Origin of the sequence: Butyrivibrio sp. M55, assembly GCF_900116865.1 — a bacterium.
GTDB lineage: Bacteria > Bacillota > Clostridia > Lachnospirales > Lachnospiraceae > Butyrivibrio.
The window spans coordinates 33639-47598 of sequence record NZ_FPCD01000023.1; the positions used below are offsets into that span (position 1 = coordinate 33639).

General features: G+C 42.6%; 8 protein-coding genes. All 8 read left to right on the forward strand.

Features of this window, described 5'->3' with window-relative positions; translation table 11 throughout:
• The first annotated feature begins 88 nt into the window (after positions 1-88).
• Positions 89-2002, forward strand: coding sequence for an NAD(+) synthase (locus BM398_RS15970; RefSeq protein ID WP_092339173.1), 1914 nt, complete (start codon positions 89-91; stop codon positions 2000-2002).
• A gap of 9 nt (positions 2003-2011) precedes the next feature.
• Positions 2012-2671, forward strand: a complete 660-nt coding sequence (gene sdaAB, locus BM398_RS15975; protein ID WP_092339175.1) for an L-serine ammonia-lyase, iron-sulfur-dependent subunit beta — start codon at positions 2012-2014, stop codon at positions 2669-2671.
• 10 nt (positions 2672-2681) lie between these two features.
• On the forward strand, positions 2682-3539 hold the full coding sequence (gene sdaAA, locus BM398_RS15980; RefSeq protein ID WP_092339177.1) for an L-serine ammonia-lyase, iron-sulfur-dependent, subunit alpha: 858 nt from the start codon (positions 2682-2684) through the stop codon (positions 3537-3539).
• A gap of 160 nt (positions 3540-3699) precedes the next feature.
• Complete coding sequence (locus BM398_RS15985) at positions 3700-10578, forward strand: CehA/McbA family metallohydrolase (RefSeq protein ID WP_092339179.1); 6879 nt, start codon at positions 3700-3702, stop codon at positions 10576-10578.
• 1 nt (position 10579) lies between these two features.
• Entirely contained in the window at positions 10580-11722 is a 1143-nt protein-coding gene (locus tag BM398_RS15990; RefSeq protein ID WP_092339181.1) for a YibE/F family protein, read from the forward strand.
• Between the two features lie 81 nt (positions 11723-11803).
• Positions 11804-12457 (forward strand): prolipoprotein diacylglyceryl transferase family protein, encoded by a 654-nt coding sequence (locus BM398_RS15995; RefSeq protein ID WP_074463460.1) that lies wholly within the window; start codon positions 11804-11806, stop codon positions 12455-12457.
• An 80-nt stretch (positions 12458-12537) separates the two neighbouring features.
• Positions 12538-13620 carry a RiPP maturation radical SAM C-methyltransferase gene (locus BM398_RS16000; RefSeq protein WP_092339183.1) on the forward strand — a complete coding sequence of 361 codons (1083 nt, stop codon included), beginning with the start codon at positions 12538-12540 and terminating at the stop codon, positions 13618-13620.
• 144 nt (positions 13621-13764) lie between these two features.
• Positions 13765-13960, forward strand: a 196-nt coding sequence (gene tnpA / locus BM398_RS16005) for an IS66 family insertion sequence element accessory protein TnpA (RefSeq protein WP_442857308.1), incomplete at its 3' end; no start/stop codon positions are given.

The window sequence follows — 13960 nt, forward strand, 5'->3', positions numbered from 1 at the left end:
TGCATTTTTTTTGTTTGATGATAGGAAATCCTATCAGATAAAAATTGCTCCGCTATGGAGCAGGAACTTATGAAATACAGGTGAATACATGAAAGACGGATTTATTAAAGTGGCGGCGATCACGCCGAATTTGAGAGTGGCCGATGTCCAATATAACATTGGTGAGATTAAGAAATGGATCAAAGAAGCTGAAAAAGAAAGCGCAAAGATAATTGTGTTTCCGGAGCTGTGTATAACAGGCTACAGCTGTCAGGATCTTTTTTTACAGGACGAACTGTTGGAAAGCGCAATGGCTGCGCTTATTGAGATAAAAAAGTACACCGAAGAGATCGACGCTATGATCTTCGTTGGGCTTCCGATTGCGATAGAAGGAAAGCTCTATAACGTCGCGGCGGCGATGAACAGGGGAAAGATTCTTGGGATTGTGTCTAAGATTCATCTTCCGAACTACAATGAATTCTATGAGGCAAGGCATTTTTATTCGGGAAAAGAGCTGAATACGGCGATAAATATCGAAGGTAAAGAAGTTCCTGTGGGCAGCAGGATTATTTTTACGTGCGATGAAATGCCTGCGCTCAGGATTGGTGCGGAAATTTGTGAGGATCTGTGGGTTCCGAATCCGCCAAGCACAGAGCATTGCCTTGCTGGTGCGACAGTGATGGTAAATCTGTCGGCATCAAATGAAATAATCGGAAAGAGCAGATATAGAAGGAATCTTGTGAGCGGACAGTCAGCAAGTCTTGTCTGCGCCTACATTTATGCCTCTGCAGGCCCTAATGAATCAACGCAGGATGTAGTGTTTTCGGGGCACAATATTATGGCGGAAAACGGAAGTATCGTAGCGGAGTCGGAGCTTTTTTCCGAAGGCATGATTGTTTCAGAGTTTGATTTGAAATACATCGAAGCTGAGCGAAGACGCATGACTACGTACAGTGCGAAACAGACGGAAGCGTATAAAAAGATTTCTTTTAACATAAAAAGTGAGGAGACAAGCGTTTCAAGATACATTGCGCCTAAGCCATTTGTTCCGTCAGCAAAAACAGAGAGAAATGAGCGATGCGAGGAGATTTTGACGATTCAGGCGATGGGACTCAAAAAACGTCTTGAACATATCGGATGCAAGAAGGTCGTCATCGGCATCTCGGGAGGTCTTGATTCGACGCTGGCGCTTCTTGTGATCATAAAAGCATTTGATTACCTCAAATTGGATAGGCAGGGAATCGTTGCAGTCACCATGCCGGGATTTGGAACGACGGATAGGACTTATGACAATGCGCTCAGCCTCATAAAGGAGACGGGAGCGACGCTTAGAGAGATCAATATCGGAGAAGCGGTCAAAAGACATTTTGCAGACATTGCTCACGATCCCGAAAACCACGATGTGACCTACGAAAACAGCCAGGCGAGAGAGCGCACGCAGATTCTTATGGACATTGCCAATCAGGTGAACGGAATAGTTATTGGAACGGGAGATCTGTCGGAGCTTGCGCTTGGATGGGCGACATATAACGGCGATCACATGTCAATGTATGCCGTAAATGCGTCGGTTCCAAAGACGTTGGTTCGACACCTTGTCGATTATTATGCGGATACTAGCAGTGATGAGAAATTAAGCGAAGTACTTCGCGACATTCTTGATACGCCGGTATCACCCGAGCTTTTGCCGCCTGAGAATGGCACAATCTCGCAGAAAACGGAAGATCTTGTGGGACCTTATGAGCTTCACGATTTCTTTTTGTACCACATGTTGCGACTTGTGCAGAGCCCTGCAAAGATATACCGCCTTGCAGGCATAGCTTTTGCGGGAAGCTATACTTCCGAAGAAATTTTGAAATGGGAAAAGGTTTTTTACAAAAGATTTTTTGCCCAGCACTTTAAGAGAAGCTGTCTGCCTGACGGTCCGAAGGTCGGTTCAGTCGCTGTATCACCGAGGGGAGACCTTAGGATGCCTAGCGATGCTTGCGCGACTTTGTGGTTAAAAGAGCTGGAAACATTAGGATGAGGTGCATTTATGGAGATTTTTGACATTATAGGTCCCGTTATGGTCGGACCTTCAAGTTCGCACACAGCGGGAGCGGTGCGAATAGGGTATGTTGCGAGGAAGCTTCTTGGCGAGGAGATTAAAGAGGCAGAGATATTGCTATACGGTTCGTTCAAAGATACCGGAAAAGGCCATGGTACTGATAAGGCGCTTGTTGCGGGACTTCTTGGAATGAGGCCGGATGATTACCAGATTTCGGAGAGCTTTAATATTGCAAAAGAGAAAAATATAAAGATAACATTCGGCGAAGCCAGACTTGTTGATGCGCATCCCAATTCTGTAGAGCTTGTGCTTCACGGTGTGGACGGCGCATCTATAGACATCGTTGCACAGTCAATAGGCGGTGGTAAGATCAACATTGCACAGATAGACGGCATAGATACGAACTTTTCGGGTGAATATCCGACGCTTATCGTTCATAACCTCGATCAGCCCGGGCATGTGTCCGAAGTAACATCAATGCTGTCGCATAAGCTTGTAAATATAGCAACGATGCAGCTTTACCGTTCGTTTAGAGGCGGAAGGGCTGTTATGGTCGTTGAGTGCGATCAGAAAATTCCCGATGACGGCTTAAAGTGGCTCACCAAGATAGAGGGAGTTCTGAAAGTGACATATTTTGAAGGCGCGTAAGGAGATTGTTATGTATAAATCTATTGAAGATATATTAAGCCAGGCAAAAGAGAAAGATAAAGAATTCTGGGAAATTGTCCTTGAAACTGATATGGAGAGCAGGTGCGTAAGTATGGAGGAATCCATGCGGACAATGGAGCAGATGCTTGAAGCAATGGAGGACGCCGATTCAAAGTACGACGGTAATCTGAGGTCGCAGAGCAAAATGAGCGGCGGTGATGGAAAGCTACTGGAAGAATATAATCTTTCGGGGAAAAACATATGCGGAGATTTTCTTGGAAAAGTCATGGAGCGCGCAATCAAGATGGGCGAATCCAATGCATGCATGAGACGTATAGTTGCCGCTCCGACAGCGGGATCGTGCGGAGTTGTGCCGGCTGTGCTTCTAAGCTATAAAGATTATTTTGACGTGACAAAAGAAAAACTGATTCACGCTCTCTATGTAGCGGCGGGAATCGGCAAAGTTATCGGTGAAAACGCGAGTATTTCGGGAGCTTATGGCGGATGCCAGGCTGAGATCGGAACGGCTTCGGCGATGGCATCGGGGGCGCTTGTGTACCTGCAAGGCGGTGATAATGAAGCCATTGCAAATGCAGCCGCGCTTTCTCTTAAGAATATGCTGGGGCTTACCTGTGATCCTGTGGGAGGACTTGTGGAAGTTCCCTGTATAAAAAGAAACTCTCACGGAGCTGTAAATGCGGCTGCGTCCGCACAGCTTGCTCTTGCAGGGATAAAGAGCGCTATTTCGCCCGATGATGTCATAGACAGCATGAGACGAATCGGAAATGAGATGCCTGCAGATGTCAAAGAGACGGGAAAGGGAGGATTGGCTGTAACTGAGTCGGCGAAAAAAATGCTGGTAAAATGAGCTTTTTTTGCCATCTGAAAATGAAAATAAATGCGGAAATTATCGGGAAATAAACACGTTGACGGGCAGTGTCATAAATGGTAGTCTGTCGTTGTGCGATTGGCTTATAAGTAGGGGATGAATTAATAACCAGGGGAATTTTTTGTTGGAGGAAAAAGAAATGAGAAAAGCGGGTCGCAAAGCGCTTTCTTTAGTGCTGTCTGTCTACATGGCACTATCTGTTGGTGTGTCCGATCTTTCCATTGCGTCCTATGCAGCGGATAACTCGGCGAAAACCAATCATTTATGGACTAAAGTCGAATTTAATGAGATATCGGCGGGTGATTCCATAGCAATTACAATGACTAGCGATAAAGGTACATACGTGCTTCCAAATGCAAAGACTACAGATGGCGGTCCCAAGGCAAAGCTTGCCAATGTTGTCGGCGATATGCTCAGCATTCCTGAAGGCGAAGACGATGGATATGCTTGGAATATTACTCAAAAGACTATTGAAGTAAAGTCCAAGGATATGGAAGAAACTGGTGCCGAGCCGGATGCTGGTAAAGCGGAAGATAATACGTCAAAGAATTCTGATGCAAAGGCTGATGTAATCGATTCGGACGTTTCTAATGTTGATAACGGCGAATCAGAAAATAATGGAAACGATAAGCCTAAAGCCACAAATACAAAGGCTGTCGAAGAGCAACCTGCAAATATAGTGGATAACAGCACAAAGACTGTAACCGGTTCGAAGGGAAACAACGATGAACCGGCAAAAAGCAGTGAGCAGTTATCAGCCGACAATAATGACGGTGTTGGAAAAACTGATGTAACACCGACTGAAAATGCGGCTAAAACAGGTACAGAGCCCGCAGATAAAGCAAAGAATGCAATTCCAACAGATGAAGGGACAAAGAAGGAAGAACCTTCCGGTTCTACTGACAAAGAAAATTCAACTGTAGAAGAATACTATACAATTTCTTCAGGAAACAATTACTTATATACAAACGCAGCCAATAACGGCGTTAGAATTTCAGACTCCAAGCCTGATAACGATGTCGGTGCGAAGTGGAAGATTGATGACGGATATCTTTGCACAGAAGATTCCAAAAACGCTGTAAGATATTTGGGAGTATATAGCGGAACTGACTTCAGAGCTTATACTAAGAAAAGTGACGGCACCATTGCTGATAATATAAAAGACCAGACTCTTGCTTTCTACAAGCTTACCGATAAGAAAGCACCTGAAGTTATTCTTGCTCCTACAGCGTCTGTAAAGAGCGGTGAAAATGTTGAAATCGGCACTGAGATTACGCTCTCATGCGCAACGACAGATGCAAAGATTTATTTTAATACGAACGATACAAAGAATTTCTCTGAATATAAAGAGCCTATCAAGATAACAGAGGATACTACGATTAATGCATATTCCACCAAGAACAATGGTGACAGTGAGAAAGTATCTTTTGCATATACGGTGAAAAAAGGAAGCAAGTTCACAGAAAACACAGTGGGCAAGCTCCTTACAAGAGAGTTCTATGACGGAGACGTTGTTGTCATATACTATCCGGCTGATAAGAAACTTATGACAGCAAAAGAGGCAACTACAATTCTTGGTGCCAAAACAGGCAAATTCGCAAGCGAAAACGTGGCTCCTTCAGAAGACGGAACAATAGATATCTCGGGTAAGGATGCGCTTGTTCTTAAAGTTTCCGTAGATGAAAACGGAAAGTGCACACTTAAGACTCAAGATGGAAAATACCTGACTGCAACAGTTGAAAAAAATGCCATAACCGCAAAGACAACTTGCGCTCTTAAACTTGCAGATTCAGCCGAGGAATACAGCATCTGGAATTTGCAAAAAGCAGGTGAAGACGGCAAATTCCTTCTGGTAAATGACAAGGCAAAGAACGGAGAGTTTAAGGTTGCGCTTGAGTATTATGGTGGCGCATTTACAAGCTATGGTATCAAATCAGATACATCAGCTTTTGAATTTAATTTCTATGCACTCGAAGAGGGCAAGAAGGTTGAAAAGACAGAGAGTGATTCCAACACAGAACTTATAGTTGCGCAGTGGGCAGGAAATGCCAACTACGATGAGGCGGGAATTGCGGACAAGAAAGTCATAAACGGCGATCTTTATTCGACCAATGACATGCTTGATGAAAACGCCAAGTACAGTGTTGTTGTTAATGGCGAAAAAGTTCAGCCTTACACATCTGCAAAGTCAAGCACAACAGGCTCTACAAGCTACTATATGGGTTCTACAGGTGTAATAAGCAATACCGATTACATCCAGATGGAATTCCCTACAGAAGGATATGCAAACATGAATCTCAGCTTCCGTATGCGTTCATCAAATACGGCAGTGGGAGCTTATCAGCTTCAGTATTCTACAACAGGTGAGGATGGAAGCTTTAAGAATTTCAGTGAAGGTTCATATTCATACAAATATACTTCTTACAGAGACGACAAGCCTACAGAAGTAAGTGACAGTAAGCAGATTTCTGACGGTATTGCCAAGACTTCTGTGGCACCTACCAACTATGTGGAATTTAGCTTTAAGATTCCCGAAGGTGCAAATAACAGAGAAAAAGTATATGTAAGACTTGTACCTGCGACAACTCTTTCTGCAAAGGGCGATAAAGACGCAGGAAAAGGCGGAGCAAACAGAATCGACACCGTTATAGTAACAGGACATCCCGTAGTATCAGACAAGATCTGTGGCCATGTTATCGCAGATCCTGCAAGCGGTGAGATTGAAAAAGGCGCTAAGATAGCTCTTTTGACAGGAACCGAAGGTGCGGACATTTATTATTCGATAAACGGTGCGGAAGAAGTTAAGTATGACGCCGGCAATCAGATCACACTTACAGAGCTTCCTGCAATAATACGTGCCCGTGCGGTTAAAGAGGGGTTAAAAGACAGTGTTACATGCGTTTATCAGTACACTCAGGCGCAGGTTGCAACAGTAAAGGCAGCTCCAAACGGCGGAGCAATAGCGGCAACTCAGAAGATCACATTGTCTACAAAGACAGAAAACGCAAAGATTTTCTACAGATACATGACAGATGAAGAAATCGAGAAAAACGTTGTTGAATCTGTAGAACAGCAGAACGCGGAAGAAGGACAGGAGCCTGCTGAAGCAGCGAAGGAAGAAGCTCATAGCGACTGGATAGAATATACACAGCCGTTCGAGTTAAAAGAGCTCCCTTCTCAGATTCAGGTCAAGGCTGTAAAAGAGGGATGCCTCGACAGCGCGGTTTCAACGCTTAAATTTACTAAGCGTACAAATGAAAGAGAGAACATATACTTCGGTCAGATTCACGCACATACCAACATTTCAGACGGTGCGGGATCTTTGGAGGATGCGCTTTCTCATGCATCAAAAGTTAATAACCTTGATTTCATCATCATTACCGATCACTCCAATTCAATTGATAATGAAAAGAATTCAAAGATCACGGAAAATGTTGATACAAGCGAGAATGATGAGTGGACTTATGCGCACAATCTTGTAAAGAAGTATTCAACGGATAAATTTACCTGTGCGTATGGCTATGAGATGACATGGTCAAACGGACTCGGACACATGAATACCTTTAATACAAAGGGATTCCAGAGCCGTACACAGAAAGATTATTCAACATATTCAACAGCGCTCAATAATTACTATGCAGCGCTTAGGACTGCTCCTGATTCTATCAGCCAGTTCAATCACCCGGGTACCACCTTCGGTGATTTCCAGGATTTTGCATATTACTCGGAAGAGAACGATGCACTCATTACAATGATAGAGGTTGGTAACGGTGAGGGTGCGATAGGATCTTCGGGTTACTTCCCTTCATACGAGTATTACATCAGAGCTCTTGATAAGGGCTGGCACGTGGCTCCCACAAACAACCAGGATAACCACAAGGGACTTTGGGGCGATGCCAACACTGCACGTACCGTAATGCTTGCAGATACCAACAGCGAAGAAGCAATATACGATGCAATGAGAAATTATCGTATATATGCGACTGAGGACAATGACCTTTCAATCTACTACACGCTTGATAACAACGTGATGGGTAGTATCCTTGATAAGGATGCGGTAGGTGATACGGTCGAGCTCAAAGCTGACATAAAGGATCCTACGGATTCTGCAATCGGCAAAGTGGAAGTAATTGTAAACGGCGGTAAGGTGATCGCATCTCAGAACATTGACAAGAGCGAGGCAACAGTATCATTTACAGTGCCTTCAGCATATTCGTACTACTTTATCAAGATTTCTCAGAATGACAAAGACATTGCTGTAACTGCTCCCGTGTGGGTAGGCAAGGTTGAGGCTTGCGGAATCAACAATTTATATACCGATACGGTACTTCCTGTAGCAGGTGAGCCTTTTGATATCAACGTTGACCTTTACAACAACGAAAAGACACCTCTTGAGATTAAGGACATCGCGATCGAACTTAGCGACGTTGATGGTAAAAAAGTACCTGTATGCAAAGTATCGGGTGCAGATGCAAAAGTTACAGAGGTTGCTTCAAACGGCACCGCATCATATAAAACAAGCTATGTTTACAATGAAGCAGGACAGGTGACATATGAAGTTACCGTTACCGCTTTGCTTAACGGAATAGAAAAGATATACAAAGATAAGATTTCCGTAAATTACGCGGTTCCCAAGATGGTCTCAAATGTGATCATTGACGGTACTCACTATAATGATTACGTTTCGGGTTATTACACCGGAAATGTGAATGCGTTCATAAATCTTTGCGCTAAGAAAAACATACGTGCAACTGTAGTAAAGGACAATTTCACAAGCGATATGTTAAAAGACTGCAAGTTACTTGTATTGTCAGCTCCGGGAAAGAATAACAAAGATAGTTCCAGGGTTTCACATTACAGTGATGACTTTATCAAGATGGTAAAAGAATATGTGGCAGGCGGCGGATCTGTGATCGTATGCGGACTTGCTGATTATTCCGATACCACAGACTGTCAGACTGCAACCGAGCAGAATAAGATTCTTGAAGCAATCGGCGCAACAATCCGTATGGGCTCCGATGAAGTTTGCGATGATACGAATAACGGCGGACAGGTTTTCAGAATGTATCCTACCGTATTCAACAAGGAATCCGCACTTCTTGCCGGAATAAAGGACGGTCAGAAGTATAGCCAGTATTCGGGATGTTCTGTGGATATTTCAAATGCGAAGGCTACAAACTTCGTTGATGAGGCAGAGTGGCTCGTAAACGGATTTGAAACCACATATTCCGTTGATTGCAAAGACGGAGCGGGAAAATCTATAGGTGGTAAACTTCCGAACGGAAAAGTCAGCGGCGTAAAGCTTGATAATGACGGAAAGGTAACATTTATTGCCCGTCAGAAGACAAAGGCAGGCGGTCAGATCATTGTTTCGGGTGGTGTATTCCTCTCAGACTTTGAAGTAAAAGCTGAAATGGACAACAATGATTCACTTCCGTATGCAAACCATACAATCGTAAACAATATCCTTGAAGGCTCAACGGTTGAGCTTGAGACTACAACTATTGCAAAAGCCAGAAAGGGCAAGATGAACGAAGTCTTCGCGGTTGAAGGCTATGTTACATCCGGAACGGACAATCAGAATACAACATTCTTTGATACCATCTACATTCAGGATGAGACCGGCGGAATGGATATATTCCCTTATGCAACACCGGGACTTAAGATTGGTACCAAGATGCGCATCGTTGGCTATCTTGCGCAGTATCAGGGCGACCTTGAACTTAAGGTTATTTCGGCAAAAGAGCTCAAAGCTGATCCCAAAGTATGGGAACCCAAGGCGGTTGATACCAAGACTGCAATGGATTACGATAAGCTTGGCGGACAGCTCCTTAAGACAACAGGTAATGTTACAAGAGTTGATTACAATGCCGACGGAACGGTTGCAGAGTTCTGGTTAAAAGATGCATCGGGAGCCGAGGCAGCAATCTTTATCGATGGTTATATAAGATCCGCTAAGACGGGCAAAAATACTGTCGGCGAGTTTGTAAAGAAAGACGCCAAAGTTACCGCAGCCGGAGTGCTCTATAAGCATCCGGAAGGAAAATCCGATGTTTCCGTACCTGTTCTCAGAGTTCGTAACTGCGACGATATCGTACTTGCAGGTAAGGCTGATGCTGATTCTGCAAAGAAGGGCGATAAGACTGATGATAAGAAATCTGACGCAGTGAAGGACAATAAGGGAAAAGACAATAAGAAGGACGATAATAAAAAGTCTGACGCAGTAAAGGATAACAAGGGAACGGATAATAAAAAGACCAATAACAAGAAGTCTGATGCTGTGAAGGATAACAAGAAAACGGACAATAAGAAGACTGACAATAAGAAGTCTGAATCTGCAAATGACAACAAGAAAGCAGATAACAAGAAGTCTGATTCCGCAAAAGACAACAAGAAAGTTGATAACAAGAAAACAGACAACAAAAAGACCGATAATAAGAAGTCTGACTCCGTAAAAGACAATAAGAATACGGATAACAAGAAGACAGATAACAAAAAGTCAGATTCCGTAAATGGCAAAAAGAAATCAGACAATACAAAGAAAGACAATTCTGTACTCGGAGCTAAAAAGAAGAAATCCGATAATAAAGCTACGGATAAGAAGAGCAACGATAAAAAGGCTACTGATTCAAACAAGAAGGATTCTTCTGATAACAGCACAGAGGCTAAGTCTACAGATGTAGACAACAGCAGCACCGAAAATGAGGATAACAAGGATTCTGCACAGACTGCAGATTCTCAGACCGATAACGGTGCAGAGCAGGATAAGCAGGAAGATAACGGCAAGAAAAAGTTCAAGCTACCTGAGCTGCCCAACATACCTAAAAAGTTTGTGGCAATAGGAGCCAGTGCGGTTGGTGCTGTGGCGCTGGTTATCTTTGTGATAAGCCATATTGCAGCAGGCGTTTCTGCGGGAGCTGCAGCAGGAGCTTCGGCCGCAGCAGGTGCAGCCGCTGCATCAGGTGGAAAACTTGCGGGATTGTTATCAAAATTAAGACATTTATTTGGAAAAAAATAATATGAAAAAAGAGCTGATAATAAAAGCAGTATCAGTCTTTGTATTCATAGCCTTAAGCATTGGCGTAGTTATCTATGCCAATGCGGACAGGCCTAAATACACTATCACAGAGAACTCCGGAGTTGAATATGAGACTGCCAGAGTTCTTTCTGTAGTAGAGGACAATACTGTCGTTGATGAAAGTGTTGAAAATCAAAAGAAGGGCAGCAGCGAGCTTAAGGTTAAGCTCCTTACGGGCCGCTACAAAGGTGATATCTGTGAAGTCACAAACTATTTCAGCGCCCTGTATAACGTTAATGTAAAGGAAGGCGATACTGTCAGTGTAAGAATCGATACGTCGGCAGAGCACACGTATTCCGTAAGCATTTATAACTACAACCGAATTCCTCTTGCAATCGGGCTTGTAGTAGTCTTTTTTGCCGTGCTGGTACTTATGGGAGGAAAGCAGGGATTAAAAGCATTTATAGGACTTGTCTATACTGTGCTTGTTATTCTGTTTGTGCTTCTTCCGCTTGTTTATAAGGGATTTTCTGCGATTCCTGTCACAATCGCGGTTGTATTTGTAACTTCTGCGGTATGCTTTTTGCTAATTGATGGGATTGGTAAAAAGACTGTGTCGGCGGCACTTGGATCGCTTGCGGGAGTGCTTATAGCTGCAATTCTAGGAGCTGTAGCTGCAAAGATTGGCGGTGTCACGACATTCCAGACAGACGAGGCTGAGGCGCTTCTTTTGGTGAAATCAACAAGTGAACTTAAGATGTCAGGTCTTTTCATCAGCGGAATACTTATCGCCGCAATGGGCGCGGTTATGGATATAGCGATGTCAATCTCATCCGCTGTAGAAGAAATTAAACTTGCAAATGAAAAAGCAGGTTTTGCAGAACTCTTTAGATCGGGAATGAAGATCGGAAGAGACGCCATGGGCACAATGGCCAATACGCTTGTACTTGCCTATGTCGGCGGCGCGCTTAATATGATGATCCTTATATATTCCTATGGAGTATCTTTTATCCAGTTAATAAACACAGACTTTGTGGCTGTTGAGCTTATCAGAGCAATCGCAGGCTCTGTTGGCATTATATCAACCGTTCCGTGTGTTGCAGCCATTGGTGCGTATTTGTATGGCCATAAGAATAACAAATAGCCAATATCACAATCGGCATTTGAAAGAATTGTGTATATGCAATAAAATGATGACATAATAACGTAAGGAGACGGAACATTTATGTATAAGACAATGATAGCTTCTGCATTATTCTTTGGACTGCTCACGATAGCATATTTGCAACAGAAAAGAAATGTTCCCAAAAAGATTGTCTTTTTGTTCGCTGTACTGGAATTGATAATGTGTTTATGCACTTCACTCTTAACGAATTTTGTGCTTACAAAAGGGCAATATATCAGGCTTAACAGTAGCGGTGCCGCGCTGGGTATGCTTTTGGGAGCATATATATTTACAAGGATAACTCCCAAATATAAAGAAGTATTTTTTGAATCCTTTGTGGTAGCCCTTCCGTTGATGTACGGAGTGGCAAAAATAGGATGTGCTTTCGCGGGATGTTGCGAAGGGCTTCCGTATAACGGATTTATGCGTGTCCATACCGACAAGGGGAATCTATTTCCGATTCAAAAGTTAGAGTCTGCAGTTTTTCTGCTTCTTTTTGCATTTTCCATTGTTTTATATTTCAAAAAGCGTTTTAATCCGCTGGTTGCTTCGAGCATATATGCTATAGCTAAGATTGCTTTAGATTTTCTCAGATATGCGCATCTTTATCATGTCATAACAGCTACGCAGGTAATGTGCGTAGTTATCGTTGTACTTTTTATTTTCTTAAACAGAAGACAAGCAAAAACAACAAAACTCTATTCCGATGAATGATCGGAATAGAGTATCAATGATAATCTGTATGCCACAGGGGGAGCGTTGTCAATCGCTGTATTTCATTTCGCATTGCTCTTATGTCTATGCATACTATGCTTGGTGAAAGGATATTTGCTAATGCGGCTAATGAAAATATGCCATTGCTCGGTGTTAATTTTTTTGGGAGATATGATGAAAACTTTAATGATGTTTTCTTGGAATTATCATCAATTGAAGAAATCAGGGATATAGCTCAGAAAGCTAATACATGGGTTAAAGAGCTGACTGATGAAATCCTTAGATATGATTTTAAAATAGTTGGAGTAACCACAGGTCATCAACAAACGAATGCAGCCATATCCATTATTAATAGAATAAAAGCAGTAAAGCCTGATATTATATGTACCATGGGAGGATCTGCTTGTGATGGCGATATGGCAGAGGGCATTAAGACGTTATGCTCAAATGTTGATTATATTTTTTCTGGAGAGAGTGAAAGAAGTTGGAGAGAATTTCTAAGTGATTTTCGGAGTGATAAAATGCCTGAAAGGGGCGTGATTAGGGGGGAATTTTTAACAGACCTCAATGAAATACATTGCGGTAAAAATACGTATTATGATTATTACAATCAATTGAATATTTTACAAATACTGAAAGAGGATGAAACGGCTTTTTTATATGAAAGTAGTAGAGGATGCTGGTGGGGAGAGCGTCATAAGTGCACTTTTTGTGGAGTAAATGGTTGGAACAAGCATTATAGGTATAAGACAGAAGATAAGGTATTGTCTGAGTTAACAGAGATGTTGGAATCTCACCCTAATGTGAAACAGATACAAATGGTTGATACATTGATGCCTAGAAATTATTTCAATAAGTTGTTATTTACACTAAAAAAGAACTACCCGGGCATATCTGTATTTTATGAGCAAAGAGCAGACCTGAATTTTAAGCATGTAATGAAATTAAAAATGGCTGGTGTAAATTATACACAAGTAGGAATTGAAGCTCTTTCGACAAATCTATTAAGATTGGTAAATAAGGGAGTTGACGCAGAACAAAATATTAAGTTCTTGCGATATGCTAAGTCCGTAGGCCTGTTGATTGGGTGGAATCTGTTGACTGAGATTCCAAATGATTCAGCGGATGATTGGAAGGAATTTTTAGATATGGTTCCACTGTAAGCGCAAAATATTTCGACGGATATAAAACCGCCTGTTAATCCTTCATAATGAATCTGAACTATAAACTACATTTTGGTGTCACTTAAGTGGTCTATGTATAAGACTAATAGACAACACTTTGGTGTCACATCCCGGAGGTTTATTATGTCAGATTCAAGCAAAGAACAACGTAGAACACTTGATGAGTGGTACAAACTCGTCACTCAATGCCGCCAGAGCGGTCTTAGTGATGAACAGTGGTGCTTATGTAACGGCATCAAAAAGTATTCTTTATACAGTGCGATCAAGCGACTTCGTCAGAAGGCTTATGCTGTACCAAAGCCGATGCGAAACTCGCATG